Origin of the sequence: Streptomyces sp. NBC_00353, assembly GCF_036108815.1 — a bacterium.
Classification (GTDB): Bacteria; Actinomycetota; Actinomycetes; order Streptomycetales; family Streptomycetaceae; genus Streptomyces.
In genome coordinates this window covers 6,888,059-6,914,267 of sequence record NZ_CP107985.1, presented here as the reverse complement: position 1 = coordinate 6,914,267, position 26,209 = coordinate 6,888,059, and the positions used below count along the sequence as shown (strand labels likewise).

General features: G+C 65.6%; 22 protein-coding genes and 2 pseudogenes. 18 read left to right on the top strand and 6 right to left on the bottom strand.

Annotated elements, in window-relative coordinates; translation table 11 throughout:
- The first annotated feature begins 80 nt into the window (after window positions 1-80).
- The 3 genes from OHA88_RS31145 to OHA88_RS31135 all read left to right on the top strand — a co-directional run bounded on the left by OHA88_RS31145 (window position 81) and on the right by OHA88_RS31135 (window position 3,176).
- Window positions 81-746, top strand: coding sequence for a hypothetical protein (locus tag OHA88_RS31145; RefSeq protein ID WP_328627943.1), 666 nt, complete (start codon window positions 81-83; stop codon window positions 744-746).
- Between the two features lie 761 nt (window positions 747-1,507).
- Window positions 1,508-2,197 (top strand): hypothetical protein, encoded by a 690-nt coding sequence (locus OHA88_RS31140; protein WP_328627942.1) that lies wholly within the window; start codon window positions 1,508-1,510, stop codon window positions 2,195-2,197.
- Between the two features lie 835 nt (window positions 2,198-3,032).
- Window positions 3,033-3,176: a hypothetical protein gene (locus OHA88_RS31135; protein WP_443044312.1), complete on the top strand. Its 144-nt coding sequence runs from the start codon at window positions 3,033-3,035 to the stop codon at window positions 3,174-3,176.
- Here the strand turns inward: OHA88_RS31135 and OHA88_RS31130 are convergent, their stop codons facing one another.
- Both OHA88_RS31130 and OHA88_RS31125 read right to left on the bottom strand, forming a co-directional pair.
- Complete coding sequence (locus OHA88_RS31130; RefSeq protein ID WP_328627941.1) at window positions 3,177-4,394, bottom strand: WD40 repeat domain-containing protein; 1,218 nt, start codon at window positions 4,392-4,394, stop codon at window positions 3,177-3,179.
- Window positions 4,391-4,957 (bottom strand): SigE family RNA polymerase sigma factor, encoded by a 567-nt coding sequence (locus OHA88_RS31125; RefSeq protein WP_328627940.1) that lies wholly within the window; start codon window positions 4,955-4,957, stop codon window positions 4,391-4,393. Before OHA88_RS31125 ends, OHA88_RS31130 begins: the two co-directional genes overlap by 4 nt.
- Before the next feature lie 204 nt (window positions 4,958-5,161).
- Between OHA88_RS31125 and OHA88_RS31120 the strand changes: the two genes are divergently transcribed.
- From OHA88_RS31120 to OHA88_RS31085, 8 genes and pseudogenes are all read left to right on the top strand, one after another.
- Window positions 5,162-5,305, top strand: coding sequence for a hypothetical protein (locus tag OHA88_RS31120; protein ID WP_328627939.1), 144 nt, complete (start codon window positions 5,162-5,164; stop codon window positions 5,303-5,305).
- Between the two features lie 488 nt (window positions 5,306-5,793).
- Window positions 5,794-6,108: a DUF6416 domain-containing protein gene (locus OHA88_RS31115; protein WP_328627938.1), complete on the top strand. Its 315-nt coding sequence runs from the start codon at window positions 5,794-5,796 to the stop codon at window positions 6,106-6,108.
- Between the two features lie 122 nt (window positions 6,109-6,230).
- Window positions 6,231-6,656, top strand: coding sequence for a hypothetical protein (locus OHA88_RS31110; protein WP_328627937.1), 426 nt, complete (start codon window positions 6,231-6,233; stop codon window positions 6,654-6,656).
- Window positions 6,657-6,838: 182 nt separating this feature from the next.
- Window positions 6,839-7,642 carry a hypothetical protein gene (locus OHA88_RS31105; RefSeq protein ID WP_328627936.1) on the top strand — a complete coding sequence of 268 codons (804 nt, stop codon included), beginning with the start codon at window positions 6,839-6,841 and terminating at the stop codon, window positions 7,640-7,642.
- Between the two features lie 36 nt (window positions 7,643-7,678).
- Window positions 7,679-8,064, top strand: a pseudogene (locus tag OHA88_RS31100) (tyrosine-type recombinase/integrase); the annotation flags it as partial.
- 807 nt (window positions 8,065-8,871) lie between these two features.
- A pseudogene (locus OHA88_RS31095) lies at window positions 8,872-9,015 on the top strand (polyphosphate kinase 2); the annotation flags it as partial.
- A 485-nt stretch (window positions 9,016-9,500) separates the two neighbouring features.
- A complete protein-coding gene (gene snpA, locus OHA88_RS31090; RefSeq protein WP_328627935.1) occupies window positions 9,501-10,265 on the top strand; it encodes a snapalysin in 765 nt (254 codons plus the stop codon).
- 1,057 nt (window positions 10,266-11,322) lie between these two features.
- On the top strand, window positions 11,323-12,603 hold the full coding sequence (locus OHA88_RS31085; protein WP_328627934.1) for a PIN-like domain-containing protein: 1,281 nt from the start codon (window positions 11,323-11,325) through the stop codon (window positions 12,601-12,603).
- A 425-nt stretch (window positions 12,604-13,028) separates the two neighbouring features.
- Here OHA88_RS31085 and OHA88_RS31080 read toward each other — a convergent pair whose 3' ends face one another.
- On the bottom strand, window positions 13,029-15,110 hold the full coding sequence (locus OHA88_RS31080) for a restriction endonuclease (protein WP_328627933.1): 2,082 nt from the start codon (window positions 15,108-15,110) through the stop codon (window positions 13,029-13,031).
- A gap of 443 nt (window positions 15,111-15,553) precedes the next feature.
- On the opposite strand from OHA88_RS31080, the gene OHA88_RS31075 reads away from it, so the two are divergent.
- Both OHA88_RS31075 and OHA88_RS31070 read left to right on the top strand, forming a co-directional pair.
- Entirely contained in the window at window positions 15,554-16,105 is a 552-nt protein-coding gene (locus OHA88_RS31075; protein WP_328627932.1) for a flavoprotein, read from the top strand.
- A 278-nt stretch (window positions 16,106-16,383) separates the two neighbouring features.
- Entirely contained in the window at window positions 16,384-16,830 is a 447-nt protein-coding gene (locus tag OHA88_RS31070; protein WP_328627931.1) for a hypothetical protein, read from the top strand.
- 901 nt (window positions 16,831-17,731) lie between these two features.
- Here the strand turns inward: OHA88_RS31070 and OHA88_RS31065 are convergent.
- A complete protein-coding gene (locus OHA88_RS31065) occupies window positions 17,732-18,682 on the bottom strand; it encodes a hypothetical protein (RefSeq protein WP_327239570.1) in 951 nt (316 codons plus the stop codon).
- A 231-nt stretch (window positions 18,683-18,913) separates the two neighbouring features.
- Here OHA88_RS31065 and OHA88_RS31060 point away from each other — a divergent pair, with 231 nt between their 5' ends.
- The gene (locus tag OHA88_RS31060) at window positions 18,914-19,123 is read left to right on the top strand and encodes a hypothetical protein (RefSeq protein WP_328627930.1); all 210 of its coding nucleotides are present in this window, start codon (window positions 18,914-18,916) and stop codon (window positions 19,121-19,123) included.
- A 129-nt stretch (window positions 19,124-19,252) separates the two neighbouring features.
- A complete protein-coding gene (locus OHA88_RS31055) occupies window positions 19,253-19,822 on the top strand; it encodes a DinB family protein (RefSeq protein WP_328627929.1) in 570 nt (189 codons plus the stop codon).
- An 18-nt stretch (window positions 19,823-19,840) separates the two neighbouring features.
- Here OHA88_RS31055 and OHA88_RS31050 read toward each other — a convergent pair whose 3' ends face one another.
- A complete protein-coding gene (locus tag OHA88_RS31050; protein ID WP_328627928.1) occupies window positions 19,841-20,911 on the bottom strand; it encodes an IS630 family transposase in 1,071 nt (356 codons plus the stop codon).
- A gap of 1,266 nt (window positions 20,912-22,177) precedes the next feature.
- Here OHA88_RS31050 and OHA88_RS31045 point away from each other — a divergent pair.
- Complete coding sequence (locus tag OHA88_RS31045; RefSeq protein ID WP_328627927.1) at window positions 22,178-22,969, top strand: NUDIX domain-containing protein; 792 nt, start codon at window positions 22,178-22,180, stop codon at window positions 22,967-22,969.
- Here the strand turns inward: OHA88_RS31045 and OHA88_RS31040 are convergent.
- Entirely contained in the window at window positions 22,953-24,029 is a 1,077-nt protein-coding gene (locus tag OHA88_RS31040; protein ID WP_443044384.1) for an XRE family transcriptional regulator, read from the bottom strand. The genes OHA88_RS31045 and OHA88_RS31040 overlap by 17 nt on opposite strands.
- Before the next feature lie 415 nt (window positions 24,030-24,444).
- Here OHA88_RS31040 and OHA88_RS31035 point away from each other — a divergent pair, with 415 nt between their 5' ends.
- Window positions 24,445-24,786 carry an SCO3933 family regulatory protein gene (locus OHA88_RS31035; protein WP_326603537.1) on the top strand — a complete coding sequence of 114 codons (342 nt, stop codon included), beginning with the start codon at window positions 24,445-24,447 and terminating at the stop codon, window positions 24,784-24,786.
- A 5-nt stretch (window positions 24,787-24,791) separates the two neighbouring features.
- On the top strand, window positions 24,792-26,153 hold the full coding sequence (locus OHA88_RS31030) for an FtsK/SpoIIIE domain-containing protein (protein ID WP_328627926.1): 1,362 nt from the start codon (window positions 24,792-24,794) through the stop codon (window positions 26,151-26,153).
- The last annotated feature ends 56 nt before the right edge of the window (window positions 26,154-26,209 follow it).

The following is a 26,209-nucleotide window of genomic DNA, read 5'->3' as shown; positions in this document are numbered from 1 at the left end:
GGAACGGCTTCGGCGTCGCCACAGACCGAGTGCGTTGGCGACGGGACACAGGCGAGCGGGACAGAGAGACCCTGCGCACCGTGTCTGCCCAGTTCCTGAAGGCACGGGCTGAGGCGCGCGACGCCAAGTACCGGCCCGAAGAGGCGGCATCGGGGCATCTCATGTCGGAGCTGCGGGTATGGTGCGGCCGCGATCAAGCATCGAGTTGGGGAGGGGCTTTGAGAGCGAAGACAGGTCTGCTCGGGTACGCAGACAACGACGTGGCGGACCAGTTGCGACGAGTGGGGCCGGCGGACCTGGCGCGGACGACAGGTCGGAGTGTGGCCTCTCGTCGCTGTGTGGCGGCTGTCTCGGTCCGCGCGCGGCTCGTCGCGGTAGCGGCCACGTCCTTGCTGGCTGCAAGTTGCGGCACGCTGGACGATCCGGTCAAGGACCGCTGGGAATCCAGAACCGAATTCTCAAGTTGTGGCAAGGTGAGCTTGGCTCAGGGTGAGGAGATACAGAAGCAGGCGGTTCCGGAAATCGTCTGCCTCCGGCGAGCCCTGAAGAGTGGCGAGAGCGCAGAACTGAAGGTGACTTATCCCACCGTGGAGGGTGACCCGATTCGCGAGTACTACCGCTTGACGCCGCAAGGCAGGCTCGAGGTGTACACCGACAGCACGGACGACCGCTACACGGACCGGAAGTGGTCGTTCGCTGAGTGCTACACCCCTGAGTGGTTGGCCGAGATTTCCTGCGATCAATGACCAGGCCAACGCAATGAGGCCGTCGATGGCCTCCGGGCCTGTGGTCCGCGGGGAGCTCGGCGGTACCCGGTGAAGGCGATCTCAGCCAACTGGTGGCTGTGGTGAGTGTTCCGTGCCGCTGGAGGATTCGGGGCGAAGTTCCCCTGGCAGATCGGGCGGGGGCGGGGGCAAAACGTTCACGACGACCGGAGCTGGGGCATTCGAAGGCGTGGGCACCTGGATAAGGAAGGGGAAGAATGTAATCTGGCCGCCCCTGTTCAGGATCCGCTTCGAAACCCGATAGCACACGATCGTGTTTGGATCACTGATGGTCGTATAGCACTTGAGCACCGCCGGTGCGACCTGGGAATTCTGTGGTGAAGCAACGGAGTCACTCGCCGATGTGCCCAATATGCCGGCCTCCAAGCAGAAAGAGGCCGCCGCTGCGACACTGACGCTCCGCAAGGTTTTCTTCTTCATGTTCATCAGCCCAAAGGCTAGGAGTGAACTGAAAGGGGAAGGGCGCGGGTTGATGCAGATGCCCAGCTCGTCTACACCGACTGCCGCCGCTGGCTCCGCTTCACCGCCCGATGGCCCTGTACTGACAGCACACCGGAGAGTGGAACCCGGCGCCGACCCGACGCGAGACAGCCGGGCCGCCAGGCTGCCCCCGCTCCGGAGAGGACGCACCGCACAGGCACATGAGCCCTCATCAAGAAACCGATGAGGGCTCATGACCGATCGAGGCTAACGATCAACTACGGGCGCAGGACGCTGGCGAAGTGCCCACGCGGCGCCTGCTCCATCACTGGTTGCCGGCCAGGGTGCCGGTCGTGGTGGTGGTCGGCTGCGTGCCGGTCGTGGTGGTGGTCGGCTGCGTGCCGGTCGTGGTGGTGGTCGGCTGCGTGCCGGTCGTGGTGGTGGTCGGCTGCGTGCCGGTCGTGGTGGTGGTCGGCTGCGTACCGGTCGTGGTCGTCGTCGGCTGCGTACCGGTCGTGGTCGTCGTCGGCTGCGTACCGGTCGTGGTCGTCGTCGGCTGCGTACCGGTCGTGGTCGTCGTCGGCTGCGTACCGGTCGTGGTCGTCGTCGGCTGCGTACCGGTCGTGGTCGTCGTCGGCTGCGTACCGGTCGTGGTCGTCGTCGGCTGCGTACCGGTCGTGGTCGTCGTCGGCGTACCCGTCGTGGTCGTCGTCGGCGTACCCGTCGTGGTCGTCGTCGGCGTACCCGTCGTGGTCGTCGTCGGCGTACCCGTCGTGGTCGTCGTCGGCGTACCCGTCGTGGTCGTCGTCGGCGTACCCGTCGTGGTCGTCGTCGGCGTACCCGTCGTGGTCGTCGTCGGCGTACCCGTCGTGGTCGTCGTCGGCGTACCCGTCGTGGTCGTCGTCGGCTGCGTAATCGGTCCCGTCCCCACATTGACAGGGGCATTGATGACGCTGGAATTCTGGATTTGGGTCATGTTGTTGGTTGTCTGATTGATGACTTGGTTGATCATCGTCTGCGACAAGCCAAGGCTTCTCGCCGTGGTCTGTGCCGCTGCTATGCCTTGCGCCTTCGCAGCTTGCGGGGAGGCGCCTCTATTTATCGCCGCTTGTGCTGCACGCGTCCCGGCAGCTGTCGCAGCGGCTGCATCTGTTCCGCTTCCTGCCGATGTCGCTGCCGCCCCGGTGCAGGCCACAGGACCTACGGAGAAGTTGCCCGTGCCCGTAACGGTGGTCGGTCCGATGCGACCGTCAGAGGAAGAGCGCACCATCATCCCAGCAGGCGAGACGTTGAACGTCCCATTGGGAGCGAAGTTCTCTCCGGTCAGGCTACTTGCTACTACCCGACACTTCTGGTTCGGGGCAGCGGAAGCCGGCTCGACCGTGATCGCAGCCATCCCTCCGACAAGCGCAACTGCCGCGGCGGCACTCAGGGCGATCTTCCCTCTCATGGTTTTCTCCTTTTCGGCACTGTGCTTGCGATCCCAGTCGCGTGCCGTCGTCAGCGGCGGGCCATAACCATCGTGGCTACGGCGTGACGCTGACGTAGTGGCGGGACTGGCAGAAGCAACTCCGTGTAACTCCAGGTCGAACCCCCGCCCTTACACCTTGCGCGTTCTCTTCGAGGATGTCGCGCGGAAGGATTTCCCGGATTCAACCAGTCATGACTCAGGGGTTGCCTCCAGCAACCGCTCGCTGGGCACTACGCGGCCACGCGACGGGAAACAAGTGAAGAGCAGTCGAAGCATGAACAAATGCGCGACCGGCGCAGCCGGGGCCCTGCGCGGGGCGGAGACAGGAGCGCAGGGCCCCGGCGATGAGCCGGGGAGTGCGCGACGAGCGGAGCGGTGAGCCGGTGCTGCTCGGGTCGCTCGGGCTGCCCGCGGGCCCGGTCCATGCAGCGCTGCGGCCCGCCGGCCGGGAGGCGGCCGACGGGATGCTGGCGGCGTACGAGCGGCTGGCGGTCGTCTGATCAGCGTTCGGCGAAGATCGGCGTCCAGCGCCCGGCCGCGCCGTCGTTTCCCTTGCGGAAACCGCTCAGCGGTACGACCTTGTCGCTGCCGATCATGACGAGCACGAGCCGGTTGTGGAACTCGTTCGATCCCGGCGTGATGTCCCAGGCGATGAGCCGCTTGTCGTCGACCCAGGCGAGCAGTTGCTGTCCGTTCACCTTGGTGACCCGCTTGCCGGTGTAGGGGTCGAGGAGATCGGATGCGGACTTCTTGTTGTTACCTGCGTAGCCGCCCGCGACGAGCTTGCCGCCCGGGGACAGCCCCGCGTCGTTGAACCAGTGCACGTACCCCTCGTTCGCGGGCTTGGCGACCTCATTGCCCGCGAAGTCGTAGTACTGCATGTGGGGACTCGTCGTGAGTCCGGAGTAGACCAGCTTGCCGTCGTGGCTGAAGGCGAAATCCTGGCGGACGTTGAGGTCCTCGCTTTTGTACGTGACCTCGCTCCAGGAGCCTTTGCCGGAGTCCACGTCGAGGACGTAGAAGCCGGTCCGGTTCGGCTGACCGTACGGCGGCAACCAGTCGTTCTTCTTGCCGTCGCCGTCGCTGTCGTAATCCGCCTTGTACCGCAGGTCGGGGTTCTTGCTGTACGTCGTCGCGACGATCTTGCTGCCGTCGGGCGAGAACTCGACCCCCGCGACGCCGCGGTCGACCGGGATCCAGCGCTCGACCTCGCCGGTGAGCAGGTTGAGCAGGCCGATCCGCTTGGCGGGCAGGTCCTTTTCCAGGACGGCGGCGGTCCGCATGCCGGGGGCGACGTCGATGACGGACCACTTGGTCGTCTTCACGTACGTGCCGGTCTTCTGGTCGAGGAGCCGGTAGGTGCGGAGGGCGACACCGCGGTCGTCCGTCTGCTTGACGTTGCTCGAGGTGTAGTAGGCGGCCAGCGCGACGTCCCCCGCCGCGATCAGGTCGCGCGGCGGTGTCTGGTCCGGGTGGGCGACGATGTCGCCCGGGTTCATCTCGCTCGCGAGGCGCCCGTCGTCCTTGCCGGAGTCGAGGAGCGGGACCGCCACCGCGACGGCGACCACGGCGGCGGTGGCCGCGGCGGCGGACGCGAGCGCCCGGGTCCGACGGCGCCGTCGGACCGTCAGCACCCGCTCGGCGAAGCCCGGCCCCAGTGTCGGCTGTTCGGCGGCCTGTTCGCGCAGCGAGTCGCGCACCAGCTCGTCGACGTTCACGGACGCACCTCCACAGGCGAGAAGTCACGGGACGGCAGCTGCTCGGCGCCCGCGGGGCCGAGTGCGGCCAGTTCGGGAGCGAGGCGCCGCAGCCGGGCGAGGGAGCGGTGCGCGGTGGACCGAACCGTGCCGACCGAGCAGCCGAGGAGACGGGCGACGTCGGCCTCGGGCAGGTCCTCGAAGTAGCGCAGGACGAGGACGGTGCGCTGACGGGCGGTGAGCCGGGCCAGTGCGGCGCGCATGACGATGCGCAGGTCGGCGGCGCCAGGCCCGTCGTCGGCGCCGTGGCGCGCGGGGTTCTCCAGCGGCTCGGGAACACTCAGTTCGCGCCGCGGCCACTTCAGCCGCCAGCGACTCACCTGCTGCCGGTAGAGGATCTGCCGTACGTACGCCTCGGGCTCGTCGATGCGGTGCCAGCGTCCCGCGGCCTTGATCAGTGCGTTCTGCAGCAGGTCCTCGGCCGCGTGCCGGTCGCCGCCGCTGAGCAAGACGGCGGTCTTCAGCAGCGCGGTCGACCTGTTCTCCACGAACTCCCGGAAGTTTTCCTGGCCCTCGGCATCCATCGTCACCTTCTCTTGTTGTTCTGGGATCTTCCTCGGCGGGCTTGCTGTCCTTGATGACGTCCGCGGCGGCCCCCCACTATGCCTGTGTGTACGCAAAAAATAAGCGGGCGGCCCGCACCGGGATCCGGACGCTGTTGGTAAATCCGGGGCCGTGTTCCTGGGTTCTACAGGAGGACGAGCTCTCCCGACCCGGACACCTGGCCAGTGGTGGTGCGTGGGGCCAACGGTGACTGGTCGGAGTTCCCGGTCGGTGCCGTGGAGTTCCTGGCCGGCGTGTACCGGCGCACCATCGACGTGCCGGGCATGCTCAGGAGCTTCCCGAGTGACGACCCGAAGGTGCTGGGCTGAGCGACCGCATCGACTGATCGGCCACAGCTCCGCAGGCACATGTGCACAGCGATCGCCCTTCCTGTCAGCGCTTGCCTGCATCGCCCCGCATCCTGATTGACCGTGGGTGACTGCTTGATCTGGCACGGATCTGGCAGGCGCCGCGCCGCCGATACGTGGCCTGATCCGCCGTCGTGTTCGACGCCGTTGATGTCGGGTAGTGATGCCGGTCGCCGCACTGGAGCAGGTGTTTGGAAGGCGCGTTGTGGCTGCGTCTCGACTCCCTCTTGGCCTCTGACTCTTCCTCTGCTGAGCGGCTTGCCGGTAGAACTTCGACACGGGTTCGACACACAGCGTCCTGGCGGATCTGTACGGTGCGAACGACACACGCTGGGGACTAACTGTTGGGGGCGGGCATGACGGAGTATCTGTCTGAGGCTGATCCGCGTTGGGCCAAGCACTCTGGCGAAGAGGGGCACTACGGTGCCCCGGAATGGGGCCCGGAGGACTTGGAACGCGCTACAAGGTTCTTGGCTGAACTCGCGCCGCAGGCCCGGCGGATGCTCGAGTACCTGCTGTGCAACCCCGGCCGGAGGATCCACTGCACGGAGCTGGTGGATATGGCCCTGGGCGGTCCAACTGAGGGCGCTCCGGCACAGCGCGTGGCAGGCGTGGTGGGGGGAATGAGCAAGGGACACAGCAACAGTGGACGCCGACTTCCGTTCTACTGGTGGGAGGCTCCTGAGGGGAGCGCGGGCGCAACGTACGCAGTCCGCCCCTCGGTGGCAGCGGTGTTCCTCGCCGCTCAGCTCGGCGCTGCGTGATCTGAACAGCCACAGCAGACTTTGGGCGGTCGTGACCTGCGACCATGTAAACGATCAACGCTGTGACCCGTGGCTTGGCCAATCCTGGGCTTCGCCTTGGCTCGGCATGCCAGACTGCGGCCGTGGAGGAGATCTACCATTTGTGGTTGGCGGCCGTGCCGAGCCCCATACCTGAGGAAGAGGCTCGGGTCCATTGGAACTGCAAGGACGATCCGACCCCGGTTCTGGACGAAGGCTTGCGTCGCGCCTCCTACCTCTACGTCGGTTCCTGGGGTGACGAGCACGAGCCGGAGAATCTGTATGCGGGCCAAGGACACTGCCCTGCCAACCGGCTGCACAGCTGGCTCTTCTACATCGGGACGATCGATCGCTATCAGGCGCCGTTGCTTGACGAAGAGCTGATGGCCAAACTGGTTGAGTTCTACCGTCCCCGTTCCGGTGATCTCCCGGCCGACGCGATCGAGCTTCCACGGTTGGAGAGCTTTCTCCGCCGGCACTTGGGCCTGTACCTCCTCACTGAGGAGCCCGGCTCGGAGACATACGGGTAGATGTTGCGCTTAGGCAGGCGGGGCCTCAATCGCCTGACGGCGACGGCGACCAGGACCTCACCGCTCTCAGCGGCAGCCGGGCTGGTGTCGTCCTGCTCAAGGGCCCCTTCACCCGCACCGGCGGACACGGCGGCTGGCAGTCCCTCGGCGACGGCTACGGCTATCTGGACGCCTCCCAGCTGGTGGCAGGCCGGGTCACCGCCGATGCCGCCACTGACCTGTACATCCTTGGCCGCGATCTCCAAGGCGGCTACGACGACGTGGACCTGCGGGCCTACTTCCACCGCGGAGGCAGCGATTTCACCCGGCGCGCGGGCAAGATGCGCGTGCCCGACGACGGCGGCCATCAGATCGGCGGCGGCCCCATAACCACCATCGGCGACTTCGACAAGGACGGCTACGGCGACCTCGCCATCGGCCGCGCCTACGAGCTGCCGGACGGGGAACGGGGCTACGTCACAGTCCAGTACGGCGGCTCCACCGGGCCGAACACGGCACGCAAACCGATGAAGTTCACTCAGGACACGGCGGGCGTACCCGGCTCTTCGGAGAACGAGGACTACTTCGGCGCCGCCGTCGCCGCCGGCGACGTCAACGGCGACGGATACGCGGACCTTGCCATCGGGGCCCCCGGCGAGGACTTGGCGGGCAAGCGCCAGGCCGGCATGGTCACGGTGCTGCTCGGCCGTGCAGGGGGTCTGTCCGGCAGCGGAGCCAAGGCGTACGACCAGAGCACCTCCGGTATCGCGGGTGCCGTGGAGAACGACGACTACTTCGGACGGAACCTCAAGCTCACCGACTACACCCGGGATGGCCGCGCCGACCTCATGGTGGACACGAACGACTGGCTGGACAACACCCGGTCGGGCCTTGTCCACATGCTGAAGGGCTCGACGTCCGGGACTATCGGCACCGGCTCGAAGTCGTACACCGTGATCTCGCTCAAGCTGTCGTACACCACGCTCGGCGGCCCCTTCACCCACTGACCAGGGGAGTGCATCCCTGCGGACGACGGCCGGTCCCTGCCCGCTCTCTGCCTCGCTCCCCTGCGCCGGCAAAGGATGCGGCAGGCAACCATGCGCAACGCTGCCCGTGACCAGTGGGACGAGCCCGGCTACGTCTCACCACCCGCACCGGCCGGCCGATCGAGCCGCGCAACCTGTACCGCTGGTTCACCCGGGTCGCCGGGACCGCCGGGCTCCGCGTGATCCGGCTGCACGATGCCCGGCACGGCTGCGCAACCCTGCTGACCGCCGCCGGGGTCACTCCCCGCGTCGTCATGGAGATCCTCGGGCACAGCCAGATCGCCGTCACGATGAACGTCTGCGCCCACGTTGTCCAGAACACACAGCTCGAGGCCGTGAGCCACCTGGACCGCATCCCGAAGCGGCGTCCCGACCGTGAGTGACCGCCCCGGTTGATGTCATAAGTAGATGTCAAAGGCCCCCAACCATGATCGGTTGGGGGCCTTTGTACTGGTGGGCGCGGACGGTTTCGAACCGCCGACATCTGCCTTGTAAGCGAGGTTGGGCGATCACGTGCCCGAACTGCGACTTTCCTGGCTTGGCGCAGTGCGGCCGTACTGCCCGCTCAGCGCCCCAGTTCCCCGTGAGTCCCCGCCCGTTCCGGCACGAGAGTGGCGCGGGCCTGGGGCTGCGCCTGCCTCCTCGACGCGAACTATGGGCAAGTCGTTGAGGGCCGGGGCCGTGCTGGTGGAGTTGAGCGTGGTCGAGCAGCGGTATCACGCGGTCATGGAGGTCGCCGCGGGGGTTCCGGTCACTCAAGTCGGGTCCCGGGCTTCGTACTTGCGCACCCCGGAGTGCACCGACTGCCTCGGCACCCCGAACCGCCGCCCACCGCCTCGTGGTCGACCGGGACGCCGGTCGATGCCCATCGGTCGGCGGCGGGCGCCGATCGCGCGCAGCGCCGCTACATCTCCCGCAACAATCTCCACCACCGCCGACCCAGGCTCCGACACGAGCACAGCATTGATGTCTCCCATGCCGTACGAGACGGGCCTCGCCAGGCTGGAGTTACGCCGCAGGCCACAGTTCGCCCAGCCGTGTTGCTGGGTCCGTGCGGGCCGGCTGCATCAAGGTAGAGGGCCGCATACGCAGCAACCCGGCGGTCAGCGGCTTTCAGACATCAGCCCGACCACTGCCTACGGCAGGGCACGCACCTCGTTTACGTGGCTGACGACAGCCCGGCCCGCACAGTCCCGAAGCCACTGGGTGCGGCGGACACGCTGCTGGAGGCGGGCGAGGAACCGACCGACCTCTCCCCCACGCCGCTCGCCGGGCTGCACCGCGGGCCCGGCTTCCATCCTGATCGAGACCGAGCGGCGGCGGCTCAGCAGTGAGGGATGCCGCTCAGTGCCGAGGGTCACTCCCTGGGGGGGCGACTCGGGGCCGGTGGAGCGCGAAAGAAACAGAAGCCCATATTTTATGACGTCGGTCACAACGCTCCGGCAACCAACCGACGTACTTAGTAGATGCAGAGTGGCGGATATCTAAGGATTTGTCCGTTTTGTCTTAGATGCGGATCCCGCCGTGTGTCCCGGAATTCCGCCCGGCGGTCCTGCACGCCCGCTGCCCTGTGGCGTAAGGCTTCTGACGTCGCGACAGCTTTCCCTCCCGCCGCCATGTGCGGATTGGAGACCCGCGCACTGCCCTGGCGAGGTCCTGGGACCTACGAGGCGACGTAGTGACGGGACCCTTTGCGCTCCCTGTCGAGCCGTTCTAAGAATGACGACCCACAGGACGTCGCTGCAGTTCGAAACCGGTGTTCACGCAGAGCCGACCGCGCACCGGGCGCTCGGCGTCACCGAGTGAGTAGGAGCCCCACATGAAGTCGTCCCGAACGTCCGCGAAACTCCTCGCCCTCGCTCTCGGCCTGGGTCTGGCCTCCAGCGCGCTGGGCGCGGCGGTGCCGGCAAGCGCCCAGACGGCCGCCACCCAGTCCGCTTCCGCCGGTACCTCCGTGGCGCGTTACAACGGGTCGGTTGAGGAGGCCGCGAACAACAAGGCGTTCTTCGAGGCTGTGCTCAAGTCGGTCGCCGAAAAGCGCGCCGCCCAGCCCAACGCGCAGGCGGTGACCGTCTACTACAACGCCTCCCAGGCACCGAGCTTCCGTTCGCAGATATCGAGCGCGGCCTCGATCTGGAACAGCTCCGAGTCCAACGTCAAGCTCCAGGAGGCTTCGAGCGGTGCCGACTTCTCCTACCACGAGGGCAATTACTCGCGCGGGTCCTACGCCACCACCAACGGCCACGGAGGCGGCAACATCTTCCTTGACTACGCCCAGAACCAGCAGAACGACTCGGTCCGCGTCGTCACCCACGAGACCGGGCACGTGCTGGGCCTGCCGGACGACTACAGCGGGCCGTGCAGTGAGCTGATGTCGGGCGGCGGCCCCGGCCCGTCCTGCACCAACCGCTACCCGAACGCCACCGAGCGCTCGCGTGTCGACCAGCTGTGGGCCACCGGACTCGCGCAGGCCCCGGGCACGGTGAACCAGCCCGCTGACCACCCGAGCGCTGCACCGTCGGTACGGACCGTGGCTCCGGGCCACGGTCCGGGGCGTCCGCACCACCGCACGTCCTGGAATTGATTGCGTTCCCAAGTGGGAAGCGGCTCGCTGTCGAGGATGGCTTCAGCCACATGCTCAAGACCGTCGTCTGAGCACTCATGCAGGCCGGCCGACAGACGCTGGTGCTTCGTATGGCTGTCCTGGGAGGGCGCAGCCGGGAGGCAAAGCCAACCCTCACTGGTCGGTGACCTTGAACGTGGCCCTGGGAAAACCTCGACCTCGACAAGCGAGATCCGCGTCCGTACCCAACGCCAGCGTGTTCGTGGTGAGGCGTACGAAGACGATCCCAAGGGACGACGCAGGAAGCAGACGCTCCCCCTTCCCGCCATCTGCCTCGCTCCCCTGCGCTGGCAGTAGATGTCAAAGGCCCCCAACCATGATCGGTTGGGGGCCACCTTTGCACTGGTGGGCGCGGACGGTTTCGAACCGCCGACATCTGCTTTGTAAGTTCAACCGCACGCCCCCTGTTGCCGGTACTCCTCTGGCTGCCTGTGTCGCGAGGAGACGTGCATGGCTGCTGAGATCCACCGCCGTTGATGTCAGCTGTAGATGTCAGTTCCTCCGCCCGACGGCTGTACTGCTGGCCCTGGGGACAGAACCGACGCGGGGCGGTGGAATGGTGAGCGTAGGTAGTCCGGAGTGCTAGCGGTCGTGGGTACGGCAGCCGATGGAGTCGAGACGCTGCGCACCGGACTGGTCGAGCTATGGCCCTTGGCCAACGAGCATGACGGGAGCAGCAGGGGGCTTCGCGGGTCCGCTTAGGGCCCCAGAGGCTCCACTCGATCAGCGCGCCGGGTGGAGCCTCTCCCATACGGCCGGCCACTACGCCAGCGGCTTGCCCAGCACCTTGCCACGGCCCGAGACGTCAACGAACGGGCGCACCTTGGACAAGGGAGCGCCACGCTCCTCGCACGCCCTCGTCATCTCCGAGTGGCGGATGTACAGACTCGCTGGTAAGGCGCCACACCTCAGTCGAGACCAGGCGACGAACGGCTGGCGCTCCAGCGAATTACGCCAAACGTCCTACATGACACTCTCAAGTCCGATATTTTAATTCATCCCGACGAGAGAGGACCAAGTGAAAAACACATTTAGCGAGTACTACTCACCCTCCGATGCGAAATACTCACAGTTCCTGGAAGGGGGAATAATCGCTCTAGACGCAAACGTCCTCCTCGCCCCGTACAAGGTCGACGGCGACGCCCGGCGGCAGATTTTCGATATTCTAACCCAACTCAAAGATCGACTCTGGGTCCCCTATCAAGCAGGCTACGAATTCTTTAAGAACCGACCTGCCGTAATGGCAGGGGAAGAGAAGGTATATCAGTCCCTCGAAACTCCACTGATTACGGCGCGCAGAAAAGTCGAAGAACACCTCAAGAGCATTTCAGGGCATCCGGTAATAACGCCACTGGACACGAAGGACATCCTGAATGGCATCGATCAACTAATTTCCAAAGTGCACACCCTCCAGAAAGGACGCGACTCACGACTGGAAGATTCCCTACGCAATGACCCAATCCTGAAAAAATGGGAGGATCTTCTGGAATCGCGCACAGGCGAACGCCCTAGCCCTGAGAGCCATAACGAAATGATCGAGGCCGTCATCAAGCGGTATACGGAGGGAATCCCGCCTGGCTTGCAGGACGAAGATAAGCCAGATAATTCTCACGGGGACGGGATGCTATGGCTACAACTTCTCAACAAAGCCAGAGTTGCTAAGTCGCCAACTCTACTGATAACGGACGACGTAAAGGATGACTGGTATAGGCGCCACGGTGGAAAGACAATAGGCCCACGGATCGAACTTGTCCGAGAGATGCAGGATTCGGCGGGGGTTGCATATTACCAACAACCGTTGTCCCTCTTTGTCCAGCGGGCGGGCGCGTTTCTCCACAAGCCAGTTTCCGAAAAAACCGTCAGGCAAGTGGTAGGGATATCCGCATCTGTCCTTTCAGGATCAGCATTCGAACGCTCGGTCCATTCGGAACTACTTACGCAGTTTCCTGCCCCAGATATCACCCAATACCTGCAGGAATTTTCGCCAGTCGATCTAGCAGTTCGGGTTGGCTCCGTGGTGGTAGGGCTGGTAATAACTCTAGATTCCACGTTCGCACGCCGCAATACCACTCAGCTTCTCACTCAAGCCATCAACGGACGCAAGTTTGATGCCATCCTGCTCGTAACACCCAAGCCGTTGAATGCGAGAGATCGCGATATTCTCATGGACCTGGCGGAGGGGTCGACCAAACCATTGGATGCTGTCACTTGGCATCCAACACGCTCCAATTCAGTTCACCTCACTAAGGCCGTTCTCTCGCTTGCCGGCCAAGCAAGGTCCATCGTCTTGGGGCCATAAGTTCGGACCCAGATCTGGTTATCAGGTGGCAGCCACTCCAGGCAGGCATGGCCTCAGCCCGACACCACACCGGGGGCAGCGGAGGCAAGGGTCACGAGAGCGCCAACGAAACGCACGATTCCGTCACGTCAACCCCTTGGGTGGCAACTGCCGTCACCTACTACCGTCAACGCCCCCGCAGCGGCTCGCTGCGGGGGCGTTCTGGCTGGTGGGCGCGGACGGTTTCGAACCGCCGACATCTGCTTTGTAAGCCTGGCGCTGGCCATAGGACAGTCTTGGCTGGTCAACAGCCGTACGGCAGCACCAAGCCTGTCAGCACGTACCTGCACCGCCTCGCACCCTGATTGACCGTGGCTGACTGCTTGATCTGGCCCGGATCTGGCACGCGCTGCGCCGCCCGTCCTGCCGTGTTCGCAGGAAGGCCATTACGAACCCACGTCAATGCCGTACTCCCGGATCAGCTCCTCCAGCCCGCCCCTGTATCCCTTGCCTCCGATAACGAACTCCCAGTTGTCGCTGGCGCGGCGGCGGAAGGACCCAAGCACCAAAGCGGTTTCGTTGGCGCGGCCGTCTGAGACCTCTAGCTGGTCGAGCTCGGCCCCCGAGAGGTCCAGCAGTCGGATGCGAGCCTGGGCGAACCCGGAAAGGTCTGCCTCAGGATTGATGGCGGGGTCGACCGCGGCGACCAAGACGAGTCGGTCAGCGCTATCGGGCAGTGCGTCGAAGGACACCCGGATTGCGGCCTTGTCCGGCGCTGCAGCGGTATGCGCGCGGACCGTGCTATCTGGTGTCTGGGGATTGTTGAAGAAGACGAAGTGGTCGTCGTCCAGAACTCGGTTGCCATGGCAGACGAGCGCGCACACGTCCACGGCGACGGTGCCTGACCAGGACATGCTCAAGATGTTGGCGTCATCCGCCTCGTCCGCAGCACGCGGTGTCGTCCGATGGGCAGGAACCGAGCGTCCGCCGCTGCCCAGTCGTCCACGCAGTCCGTGCCGGTGCAGCAGGTCGACCAATTCGGCGCCAGATACCAGTTCTAGGGGCTTGCCGTTGGCGAAGGTGTGCGAGCCGGGGCCGAATCCGGAAGTCGTGACCAGTACGCCCTTATTGGCGCCGGCGTCCTGGACGGTGCCGTACAAGTCACGGACGGCGGTCGGCGGCACGGTGTTGCGGTAGCGCTTCACCTGCACGACGATCTTGCCACCCCGGATCGGGGTCGGATCCAGCGCGTCGACATCCACACCGCCGTCGTTCGAGCGCTGAGTCGTCACCGCCTGCATGCCCATGGCGCGGAACAGATCAGCGACCAGCGATTCGAAGGCGATCGGATCCATCTCGTATAGATCCGGCTCATCGTCTCCTCCGTGGGTGACGACGCCGTTGCCTACATCCTCGGGCACCCGGCCAGGCCGTACCGTAGCGCGTTGATCAGGGCGCGGAGACAGCTGGCCTCGGAGACCGTCCACCAGGCAATCGGCAGCGTTCACCTGCTCCAAATGGAGCTCGGTGAAGGTTGAACGCGAAGCCATGACGGTGGCCAGGAAGACCTGCGCCTGTCTGCCCGTCGCCGGGTCGTGGTCGTCCACGAACCCGTTCAACGCGACCGACTCCAAAGCGCCGAACTCATCCGCTGCGAAGAGGTCGTGCAGAACGAGGAGAACGCACTGCGCGAGCACGTCCCGATACATCGCTCGACGCTGGGCTGCGGGGCGAGCTGTCTCCTTGTCCTGATCCGCCGAAGGCATGTAGCGCACCGACTTCATTTCCGGGATGACGTCGTATTTCGGCAGCTCCCAGTTCAGAACCAGCTGGCGCGCAGCAGAGTCGTACGCAGCAGACACCTGACGCGGCAGCCCCTCCGGCCACGCGGCAGACGAATAGAGAGCAGCAGAGAAGTACTCCACCGCTGCTTCGGGATCAGCGTTGCGAAGTGCCGTTGTCATCTCGGCAATGCCGGTGTTGTGCCGGCGGATCTCCGCCAGCTGAGCATTGGCCCATTGCTCGTACTGCCTCTGATACGTCGCCAACTGTTGCTGACGCTGTGCCTCTGCGGCCTGCGCGGCGTGCCAGTCACGCTCGAACCGGGCCCGCGTTTCGGCCTGCGCCTGAGCTCGCCGGTTGGAGGTCCAACCGCCCTGTGCTTGGTACTGGTTCGGATTCGGCATTGCGATGGGGTACGCGAGTTGGCCCGGGGAGAATGCCTCGATGTCCTCGGGTCGGGTGAGCGTGGTGGCTCTGAATGCTGCAGTCCGACATCCGGCGGACAACAAGCCCAGCAGGGACTCGACCTGGGCCTCCAGCTCCTCCGTCCGCCGCCTGGCATCGGCCTCTCGCTGCTGCCGGTACGCTGCCTGCTGCTCGCGATGGCTGCGTGCTAGTTCCCGCTGGTGGGCGCGGTGTTGACGTTCATGTTCACGCTGTTGCCTGGCTTGCGCCTCAAGCTGGCGTTGCTGCTGGCGTTGGGCCTCAGCCCAGATGCCGACCAATCCATTGGAGCGACGACTCATGGGTTATAGGCCCTCCCCCCAGAACCTCGGCGTCCCCGCTCACCTAGTCCTGGCCCCACGACTAACAGTAACGAGGCGACTCTAGTCGGCAACCGGCAACTCGCCTAGTCACTTGCCACGGGCAGCGACCGTCCTTAGTCGTCACTCAGGCTGGGGAGCGATCGGGAGCTGTTCGCTGTATAGCCACGTGAAGGTGCGGTCCGGCTCGAGACGCGTGTCTCGTGGATGCCGACGCGGCCGGCACGGTGACCCCCTCAATGCGAACTATCGGCACGGCGGTTGCTGAGGGCTGTAGGGCTGTCCGCAAGGGGTTTAGGGACCAACAGCGGTTGCTGATAGTCGCTGTGGTTGCGGTACTTCTCTGCTGTACTGCTGGCCGAGGGGACGGACCGATACGGGGTGGTGGAACCGTGAATGCAGGCAGCCGCGGAGTGCTGGGAGTCGTGGGCACGGCAGCCGATGGAGTCGAGCAACTACGCACCGGCCTGGTCGAGCCAGCGATCGCCCTCGGCTGGCAGGTAGCCGTGACCCTGACTCCGAATGCCGGCCATTGGCTCAGGGCGAACGGCGAGCTCGAACGCCTGGAGGCTGTGACCGGCCTGCCAGTACGGGATGCGCCTCGCCTGCCGACCGAGGCTCGCCCACACCCGGTCGCCAACTGCTACGTCGTCGCCCCCGCGAGCGCGAACTACGTTGCCAAGCTTGCGACGGGCATCGCCGACAACCAAGCACTGACGCAAGTGAGCGAGGCACTCGGCACGATCGACGTTCCGGTCGTGGTGGTCCCGCGGGTCAACGCAGCACACGTACGGCACCCAGCGTGGGACGGGCATGTCGCGGCCCTACGGAAGGCGGACGTAGAGCTCATCCACAGTCCTGACGTCTGGCCGCTCTATGAACCCCGCGAAGGGCCAGCATTTCGACAGCTCCCCTGGACCGCGATCATGGAGTCCATCCAGCACGTGACGGCCCGGGCTGCTCGACACCCGCTTTAGGAGTTCATTCTCAGCTACATGCGTGCTGCCGCGTTGCTACCACAAGTGCTCAGGGCAGTCCCTCCGTAACCGCCAAGGTCCCCGTGTGTGCAGCTCTGTTGCCGTCATCTTCTGCCGTCAGGATCCGCAAAGCACTGGCACCGGTGCTGTCAAGCTGACCGAGAGGGCCGCGTCCGGTGTAGACGAAGACTGCAGACCATGGAGATCTGAAGTTGATATTGCAATGATTCCGTGAACCGTCGAGACTGGCGCCCCGCCCTCACCGCACAGGAGCACGCATGCGCCGCCTCGCCGCCGCACTCGTCACCATCGCCGCACTCGCTATCGGCGGGGTGATCTGCATGTACCCCGTGACCATCAGCATCTTCGGTACCACCGGGACCTGCGGACCGGCCATCTTCGCCGCGCTCTCCGACCGGACCACCTACGGCACCGACGAGACCAGCATTGCCCTCCAGCCGGAGTGCCGATCTCAGGGCTGGAGCATGTCTCTGATCGGCGGCATCGTGGGAGGCGCCGGTCTAGCGGCGGGCGCGGCACTGCTGTGGCTGAACACGTCGAAGTGGCCGAAGGCGGCGGCCAACCTGCGGACCACGGTCATGCAACTGCATTACTACGCCCCGGACGGGTACTGCCCGACCTGTCGGATCGTCTGGCCGTGTCAGACAGCGCAGGCAATCCGCGTCACGCTGGTTAGCGACCCCAGCACTGCCCCATCGCACTGAGCAGGGTCAAGCGGCAGCGTAGGTACGTCGGCCCAGCTTTCACGGCCCACAGACGGCCCCGAAGAGCACTCGCCTTCGGGGCCGCTTTCTGTCTGCCCACGTGCTGGCAGCGTTATCGTGCCTCAGCGTCGAGCGATGGGTGGATGGGACAAGCGATTAGAAGGCGCTTAGCGGGACGAGTGGTACACCCCTGCTGACCTGCTTCTCTTCCCGTGCCTGGCGTCTCATCGACCGGCCTTCGACACGCATTCGACAGGCGGCAGACCTAGTCGCCGAGGACCCATGGAGCGAAGTCCGGTGAGTGGAGCAACTCGCCCTGGAGTGTTTTGCCTGTAGTACGTAAGTCGGGGGAACCGCTCACCCCGTCGAAGGAAGCGCTCTGACCTGCTGCTCTGCAAAGATCCCCGGCCTTGGTAGACCGGGGATCTTCGTTTTGATGCTCACAGGGCTTGAACCTGCGGCCTCATCCTTATCAGGTCGATCACCGGGACTGTAGACATCGGCGAACCGGGCCCGAGCCTCGGCCGATCGTCCGCTGGAGGTTCGGCGCCGATCGCTGCTGTTCGTGCTTGTTGGTGTCAGCCGCAGGTGTCATCCGCCGCACGCAGTCTTGACAAGCGCGGCCTTCTCTCCAGCCTGGAGCACTAGTTGGGAAGATCGCGTACGCACCTCCTGCCCGAGCAGCCACCCCACTGACCTGCACGTTCCCACCAGCCTCCCCGCAGTTCCCCGAGCCTCCCCATGCGGAGCCATCCCATCAGGCACGCGGGGGCACGCCGGCTAGGGCACGGGCAGCATCTGATCCGTAGGCGGGTTCACCCCGGATGCGTGCCCCGTGGACAGTGTCCGAAGGTCGGCGGAGCGGGTGGGTGGCGGTGCCTCCAGGGCTGGACGGCGGTGTTCAGCCTGTGCAGCCCAGGACACTTCCGGGCGGAGCGCAGTTGTCCGGGGTGTTGTTACGAACCACGGACCGGTCGAGGCTCAAGGAGCCGCCGGCTTTGTAGATGCCACCGCCACTGCCGGGACCGCCCGTCGCGGTATTGCGTTGCACCGTGGAGCGGGTCACCGTCAGCGTTCCTTGGTTCCAGATGCCGCCGCCGAAGGGGGCAGTGTTGCTGTACACCGTGGAGCCGGAGACCGTCATCTCGCCCAGGTAGTTGAGGATGCCGCCGCCGTCACTCACTCTCGCGGTGTTGTGGTGCACCGACGAGCGGATCAGCGTGACCGTTTGGCCGGCGAGGTAATTGAAGATGCCTCCGCCATTGTCTCCGGAATTGCCGAACACACTGGAGTCACGCACTGTGAGGGACCCGTTGTTGTTGATTCCGCCGCCGGCGCCGATTGAGTAGTTGTCCCTCACCGTGGAGCTGACCACCGTCAGCGTGCCCAGGTTGTGGATGCCTCCACCCGCGCCTGAGGGCGCCGTGTTGTCTCTCACCGTGGAGTGGCTCACCGTCAACGTGCCCTCGTTGTCGACGCCGCCGCCGGAGGACGCAGCGCTGCCATGGGTGAGGATCACGTGGTCCAGGAGAACCCGGGCTCCGCTGCCGACCGTGACGGTGGAGCCTGCCTGGTTACCGTCGAGCACCACCCCACCGACGCCCCTCAGGGTCAGGTCCTTGTCGATGGTGAAGGGGCCGGTACAGGTCCCTCTCACCAGCAGGGTGTCGCCGGGCGAAGCGGCGGTAATGGCGGGCTGCAGGGCGTTGGGGTTGGCGCTGCAGCTCACCGTGGTCACCTGGGCAGCCGCGGCCGGTACCACTCCGGCCAGGCCGGCTGCCCCTGCTGCTACCGCAACTGTCGCCTGTGGCAGCCAGCGGCGCCGTAGGAACCTGCTTACTTCGATGAGCATCTGGCTTCTCCTGGCCTTTCAGTACGCATATGCGGGAAAGAGGTAAGCCCTAACGTCGTTCTCTCAGCGCGGCGCGAGCACCCCGTGATCGAACATGTGGTGCCCCGGCCGGACAGCGCAGCGTCGGGGGCGATCGGCTTGTCCCTCGAATAGTCCGACAAACCTGCCTGATCGGACTACGCGGACTGTTCGGGCTTGAGGAACCTAGGTAAGGCATGAGGGAGTCACAGCGTGGACTGGAAGGCGATCGCAACCGTTGCTGTCGGAGTGATCGGGCTGATAGGCGTCATGGCGCAGCGCCGCTACAACAGGGCACAGGGGCGGGACCGAGCGAAGGCCGATCTGGACCGGTTGGCGCTATTGCCAGAAGACAGCTCGGTGCGTGAAGAGCTGCGCAATCACACTGACGAGACCATCCGCCATATCACTAGAGATCTTTAACCGTGGGCGTTACTGAGATTTGAGATCCAGCTCCGGGTGGACATGCCGGACGTGGTCGCTCGATGAGGTCCGCGATGTCACTTGCGTATCGTCGCTGGATAAAGCGGTAGCCGAGGGCCGTGTCCGACTATGCTCCTGGTCATGAGCGAGTCAACTCCCCTTCCTGACCCGTCTGCGGCCCTCGCTGAGGCGGAGTCCCTGCGCTCAGTTCTCGAGCGCAACCGGCGGACCTTCGCCTGGAAAACGTCAGGGCTCGATGAGGAGGCTTTGCGCGCGACCACGGCCGCCAGTTCGATGACGCTCGGTGGCCTCGTCAAACATGTGGCCCTGGTCGAGGCGGACTGGCTGGCCGTGAAGCTGGCCGGTCACGAGTACGGCGCCCCTTGGGACGCCGTGGACTTCGACGCCAACCCCGACTGGGAATGGCGCACCGGGGCTCTGGACTCCCCGGATGATGTCTACACAGTGTGGCGAGATGCTGTCGAGCGATCGCGCGAGCTCGTCGCTGACATCATCAAGGAGCGCGGGCTCGACGGACCGGCGTCCTTCACCTGGCCGGACGGTCGCACGCCCAGCGTCCGGGACATGCTCTTGGACATGATTGAGGAGTACGCGCGGCACACGGGCCACGCGGACATCCTTCGCGAGACAGTGGATGGCCGCGTTGGCGAAGGTGCGCCCGAGGACTTCACCTTCTAGGAGATCCAATGGCTGAGGTTACGGCGGTTGGAAGTCGAGGCCGGTCTTGGCGAGGAGACCGTCGATGACGCCGGGTCGATACTGCATTCGTTTGAGCCTGGTCTTCACCAGCGCGGTGAGCTGGTCGAGGCTGTGCTTGGTGAGGTTGGCCAGGGACCGTTTCAGGTGCGACCAGACGCCCTCGACCGGGTTGAACTCCGGGGCGTACGGCGGCAGCTGGTAGACGGTCAGCCATAATCGGGTGTCGATCAGCTGCCGCATGGTGCGGCTGACATGCGTGTTCAGATTGTCCCAGACCAGGACGATCGGGCCGCCGAGTTGCTGGTGCGCGGCGTCGAGCAGGCGTGCGTAATCAGCCTCGGTGAAGCCTTTGCGGCGGCCTTTGGCGGGGCCGCGGTCGAGGTGGGTGCGGTACATCAGCCGGGGCCGATGGCCGGACTTCGTGCAGATCAGTCCCGCCATGGAGACGCGTTTAGTGCCTGCGGCGGTGACCCGCACGACGGGAGTGTGGCCTCGGCGGCCCCAGGTGCGGCCTTTGGGCGGCCTCAGCCCCTGGCCGGCTTCGTCCTCGAAACAGAGCCAGGCGCCCAGGTCCGCCGCCGTCTTTTTTATGACGGGCCACTGCTCGTCCTTCCAGGCGGCGATCTTCTCCTCGTCGCGCTCGGCGGCCTTGCGGGACGGGATCTGTACGGTCCAGCCGATGCGGTGCAGCAGCAGGTCCATCCCGGTCAAGGTGTACTCGACGCCGAACCGGCGTCGCACGACCTCGGCGATCCTCGCCAGAGTCCAGCACTGGTCGCTCCAGCCGGCGGCGGCCGGGCCGGTATCCAACACCACCTGCAGCACACGCAGTTGAGTCGCATCGAGCTTGCAGCGGGCACCGCCGGGCCCCTTGGAGACCATGGCCTGCCGCCCGCCCGAAGCCAAACCCCGCCGCCAGCGGTTCGCCGACATCCGGGTCACCCTGAACCCCCGGGCCACCTCCCGGTCACTGGCCCCTGCCTCGATCAGATCGGCGGCCGCCAACCGGACCCGCTCACGCTGAACCCGCTCCTCAGCCGTCAGCCCTCCGCCATCGGGATACCTCATCCCTCTGGCATAGCGCGGCCCACGGCAGCCGTCACGACCCCCCGCGTAACCCACACCCTTAAAGATCTCTAGTGTCGAAGACGCCGTATGCGGATGGCGGCTGACCTGGCAACTCGCCGACCTGGGCTGAAGCCCGATCGGTGCCGCTGTTCCCCGTGAGTCCCCACTGCGTCCCGCCGGACCGGGCACGCAACGGGCACGGGGGGCACAGCCGACCCTCTGCTTTCAGGCGAGTCCGTTTGTGGAGTGGATCACTTTCGGTCCCGACAACGATCAGCGTCGACAGCCCGTGGCATACAGCTGCGTACTGTGGCGTCCGTCGTCGTTGCCGCCAGACTGCCGTCAGCCGGCGGCCTTGTGGCCCCTTGAATCGTGAGGTGTGCCGCCGTTTATGCGCGGGGGTTCGACGGGGTGGCGCCCTCGCCTCGCTGCCGCTCCTTCGTCTCTAGCGTCGGATGGCTGGCAGCAATACGCTCGCCCCACGAAACTGGGGGATACGAGCTTCGGCATCCTGGCTGTGGGTCCTGGCGGCCTGTCGCCTCTCAAGAATGACGACAGTGGCTGGCCATCCGGAATCTGGGGCCTTGCCGCGGTCCTGATCATCCTGACGCTGGTTGTGATCTTGGTGATCTCCGTACGACGGGGCTCCTCTTCGGATGACGAAGATTGATTCATCGCAGACCACGCGGGGCCCGTCAATAACTGGGTATGGGATCTGGTGGGCTGCTCGGCCACCTCAGCCCACCACTTACCTCAGCTCCCATCCCGTCCGCCTTCGGCCCACACGTTGTGGAGCGGGCGTGGTTCAGGGCGTCAAGGTGGAGCGCGCCACTGTACGAACGACCTTGACGCCCTGGGCCGCGACTGCTCGGCTCTGCCTGGGTTGAAGGTGGTCGGGATGGGAGCCCCCTCGACGCTCGCCACGATCCGGCCGGCACTCGCGAACGGCGCCCCGACCCATCCCGGAGTCTGAGCGCCCCCGCCGGAGGCATGTCTTGTGCCTCCTGTTTCCTCCTCGTCCAGGCTCTCTCGTTGCGCGACCGGCGTAGCCGGGGCCCAGAGCGGGGCGGAGACAGGAGCGCAGGGCCCCGGCGGTGAGCCGGGGAGCGCGCGACGAGCGGAGCGAGGAGCCTTGAACCCGTAGAGAAGGTTTCTACTCAGTCCATCGCCATGGGGAGTTGGCGCGTGATCGTCACCTGTCGATGGTCAGCCTCGACGGCTACGCTGGTGCGAGCCAGATGATGACATCAGGGAGCGTGCCAGGGGATGGGACCGAAGTCGGCGCGGGTGTACCGCACGATTCGCGAGTGGGTTGCGTCGGGGAAGTTGCAGCCCGGCGAGAAGCTGCCCTCTGAGCGCACCCTAGAGAAAGACCTCGACATCGGCAGGACCCAACTCCGCACGGTGCTTGCCAAGCTCGTCGCGGAGAAGGTGCTTGAGTCGTACGCCCGCAGCTCCTACCGAGTGCCATCCCATGACGTGAGCATCGAGCGGCCGGCCGACCTGGAGCCGTGGCAGATTCACGGCGAGCGGACGGTCTACGACAACCGCTGGGTGAAGCTGACGCTTGTCGACGTCGAGCCGCCGGGTGTCGAGCGCTTCGAGCATCACGTCGTACGGCTCCATCACGTCTCGATCGCCGCGGTCCTCGATGCCCAAGATCGCGTACTCATGCTCTGGCGCTACCGGTTCGTCGCCGATAAGTGGGGTTGGGAGCTTCCCGGCGGCATCGTAGATGAGGGCGAGGACGCCCGCGCGACGGCGCTACGCGAGGTGGAGGAAGAGACCGGCTGGCGGCCTGACTCCCTGGATCACGTGGTCACCTTCCAGCCCATGATCGGCATGGTCGACTCGCCACACGCGATCTACGTCGGTAAAGGCGCACAGCATGTGGGCGACCCCACCGACATCGAGGAAGCCGGGCACGTCGCATGGGTGCCGCTCGCGGATATCCCAGGGCTGATGGCGAGAGGTGAGCTGATGGGCTCGGGCACGTTGGTTGCCTTGCTGCACGTCCTCGCTTCTCGCGGAGAAGGCGCCTCTACAGCTTCTGCGTGAGCTGCTCGAGACGTCGGCGGTGACGCACGGATCCGGTCCGGTTTGCCAACAGGCGTGCCTGCTGTAGGTGCTCCTGAGCCTCGGCATGTTCCTCACGTGCAAGATGGGCTTGAGCGAGGTCGCAGCGCAGGCCCGAGGTGGCGCGGATGAACGTCGGGTCCGCACTGTCCAGCGCCTCGTACAGGCTTCCGAGCGCGTCGTCGTCTCCGAGCAGCGCAAGTGCGCTCCCGCGCCATCGGGCCAGATGGCCACCGTTCAGGAAGATGCTCAACATGTCTGGGTCGCGGGCTTCTTCGCCTTCGGGGAGGCAAGCGGCGGCTCGGTCGAGTGCCTGTCGGCAGTCATCCGACGCCCCGGCTTTGGCGCAAAGTTCCGCTTCGGCTGCGTACAGCCATGCCCGCAGTCGTGGCGATATCTGCTGACCGCCCAAGCGCTGAGCCTCGCGCACGAGAGCTACCGCCATCTCGGGGCGGCCCGCTTCGTTGAGTACGTATGCCTGCTCCGCCGTGGCATGGGCGAGGTACATCGGCTCGCCAGCCTCCTGAGCGGCGCGCTTCCCTAACTCGTAGTTCCGCCAGGCCCGTTCGACCCCTCCGGCGTCGAGCGCTTGCCAGGCGGCGAGCGTGGCAGCTCCGGCCAACGCTAGGGCGACGGGGCGACGGGTCTCGGGGAGCACTGCAAACGTAAGAGCGTCTTCCAGGGTCGCGAGGTGGCCCGTCATCTGATCGATGAGGGATGCGGCGCCCATCTGGCGGTCCACGGTGCGGAGTAGCTCCGTCTGATCCATGAACGTCTTCACCATGGTGAGGCTGACGCTCCGCGCCGAGTCGATCCGGTTGATCAGGTCGTCGTATCCGTCGACCGCGGGGGGTGCCTCCACGGCAACCTGCCGGCCGAATAGCTCCTCATCGGTGACACCCAGCACCGGCCGCAGGATCTTCGCGTAGCGCTCGCTGATCGGGCGCTTGCCGTTCTCCCACTCCGAGACATAGACACGCAGGCTGGCGGTGGAGCCGATGTCGAGCGCATGTCTGCGTGCGTAGTGCTCAAGCTCGTGGATGAGCCGCGCTTGCGACCACTCTCGTGCGCCTCTTGCTTCCCGTAGCCGGTTGAGCACCTGCACCGCCACCCTGCTCCTGGTCCGCCAACTCTCCACAGCAGCATGCCTTACGTCGGCGCAGGTAGGCAGGGGTTAACAACGAGGTTAACAAGATCGCCGTGAACCTCTGTTGGCTACCGGTCAGTTGAGCAAGGCGCTTCTCTAGAAGCGTCAGAGCAAAGCGAGTTGAGGCAGACGATCGCACCAACCGCTTGACATCTGGTGCGCACCAGTTGCAACCTGTTGGTGCGCACCAGACGGGAAAGCGAAAAGCCCCGCGGCTGTCGCCGACAGGGCTCCAAGAACTCAAACGCAGGAAGCGGCGCCCTACCGCCAAGCAAGTCGCCGCTTCCGCCCCTACAAGGGAGCTTCCATCATGTCATCGTTCAAGATTGATCTTTCGACCGCCGTTGTGTTCGTTGCGGTGGAGCCGAAGCTCAAGGTGATCAACAAGGAGACGGGTGAGATCGCGGTAGACCGCGAGACGAAGGCCAAGATGATGACGGTTGGCCTGACGATCGCGGACGAGGGTGAGGCGAACCTCTACACCGTCTCGATCCCGGAGACGGGTATCCCGGCCGGCGTCACGCTCGGGATGCCGGTCAAGGTCGTCGGCCTCAAGGCCCGTGACTGGGAGAACACGTTCAACGGTGAGAAGCGCTTCGGCATCGCGTTCCGCGCCGTCGCCCTGGTCACCCCGTCCAGCGCCCAGGCCTGATCACCATGTCGGGAAACGTCCTGCTGATCGTCAGTGTGCTCCTGGTCGCCGCCGTGCTGGTTCTGCGGTCGAAGCGTCCGGCCTGGTACTGGATGACGTTCGGCGTCGTCTTCGCGATGGTGCGGGTGTCCTTCCGGTACGCGTCGGTCATGGATGCGTGCGGGCTGACGGTTCCGCCGTCCCGGCTGCGGCTGACGTGGGCCAGGATGACCAACCGCCCGGCCCCGGACTCCCGTCCGCCGCGGATCCTGCGGATACGGCCGACCCGTACCGGGCTGGTGCTGCGGCTGAAGATGCGGCCCGGTCAGGATGCGTTCGACTTCATGGCATCCACGGACCGGCTGCGGCACTCGTTCGCCATGCAGGGCATCACCTCGCGTGAGATCAAGTCGGGTGTCATCGAGTTACGGATGACCGGCTACGACGTCCTCAAGCGGGTCCAGATGCCCGCCAAGGTCAACCGGGAAGGGCTGCGTGTCCCAGTCGCGCTGCGGGAGGACGGAGCGGTCCACTACCGGGACTACCAGGAGGTCCCGCACGCCCTGAACCTCGGGGCGACCAAGTCCGGGAAGTCCGTCTACCAGCGGCAGTTGGTCAAGGAACTCGCGCCGCTCAATGTCGCCCTGGTCGGGATTGACTGCAAGGAAGGAGTCGAGCTCGCCCCGCTCGCTCGCCGGTTCTCCGCCCTGGCGGACAACCCCGATGACGCTGCCGAGCTGCTGGAAGCCCTCGTGGTCCGGATGGCCGACACGTACCAGGTGATCCGCAGCGAACAGCGCATCAGCGCGGACACCCCGGATGGGGAGATCACTGCCGACATCTGGGGGCTCCCGGATGATCTGCGGCCGGTGCCGGTCGTGCTCCTCGTCGATGAGGTGGCGGAACTCGCCCTGTTCTCCACCTCGGCGGAGAAGAAGCGGCGGGAGCGGATCATCACGGCCCTGGTTCGCCTGGTCCAGCTCGGCCGGGCTGCGGGGATCTATGTGGAGATCTGCGGGCAGCGATTCGGCGCCGAACTCGGGGACGGCATCACCATGCTCCGGGCCCAGCTGACCGGCCGCGTCTCGCACCGGGTCAACGATGAAGCCTCCGCCAAGATGGCGTTCGGCGACATCTCCCCCGATGCGGTGTCGGCCACCACACAGATCCCCATCGAACGCCCCGGCATGGCCGTGGCCGGTGACTCCTCCGGCGGCTGGGTCCGTATCCGCACCCCGTTTACGACGCTGCGCCAGGCCGTGACCGCCTGCAATGCGCACGCGCACCGCACGCCGGCACTCGACGGGCTCGCCGCGTTCCGGCCGGTCCTGCCGGACGTGTCCCTGGTCAAGATTCCGGCCCCGGCCAGCACCCCCGCCACGGCCTGACACTCCCCTTCGCACCACGGTCGGCGCGACCGCCCACGCGCCAAGTCCCTACCCCC

What these genes read in the sequence shown, in the direction of transcription:
- OHA88_RS31125 (WP_328627940.1), bottom strand. Translation starts at nt 4,957, where the DNA reads ATGGATGCCGAGGGCCAGGAAAACTTCCGGGAGTTCGTGGAGAACAGG.
- snpA (WP_328627935.1), top strand. Translation starts at nt 9,501, where the DNA reads ATGAAGTCGTCCCGAACGTCCGCGAAACTCCTCGCCCTCGCTCTCGGC.
- OHA88_RS31080 (WP_328627933.1), bottom strand. Translation starts at nt 15,110, where the DNA reads ATGAGTCGTCGCTCCAATGGATTGGTCGGCATCTGGGCTGAGGCCCAA.
- OHA88_RS31070 (WP_328627931.1), top strand. Translation starts at nt 16,384, where the DNA reads ATGCGCCGCCTCGCCGCCGCACTCGTCACCATCGCCGCACTCGCTATC.
- OHA88_RS31065 (WP_327239570.1), bottom strand. Translation starts at nt 18,682, where the DNA reads ATGCTCATCGAAGTAAGCAGGTTCCTACGGCGCCGCTGGCTGCCACAG.
- OHA88_RS31055 (WP_328627929.1), top strand. Translation starts at nt 19,253, where the DNA reads ATGCTCCTGGTCATGAGCGAGTCAACTCCCCTTCCTGACCCGTCTGCG.
- OHA88_RS31050 (WP_328627928.1), bottom strand. Translation starts at nt 20,911, where the DNA reads ATGAGGTATCCCGATGGCGGAGGGCTGACGGCTGAGGAGCGGGTTCAG.
- OHA88_RS31045 (WP_328627927.1), top strand. Translation starts at nt 22,178, where the DNA reads ATGGGACCGAAGTCGGCGCGGGTGTACCGCACGATTCGCGAGTGGGTT.
- OHA88_RS31035 (WP_326603537.1), top strand. Translation starts at nt 24,445, where the DNA reads ATGTCATCGTTCAAGATTGATCTTTCGACCGCCGTTGTGTTCGTTGCG.
- OHA88_RS31030 (WP_328627926.1), top strand. Translation starts at nt 24,792, where the DNA reads ATGTCGGGAAACGTCCTGCTGATCGTCAGTGTGCTCCTGGTCGCCGCC.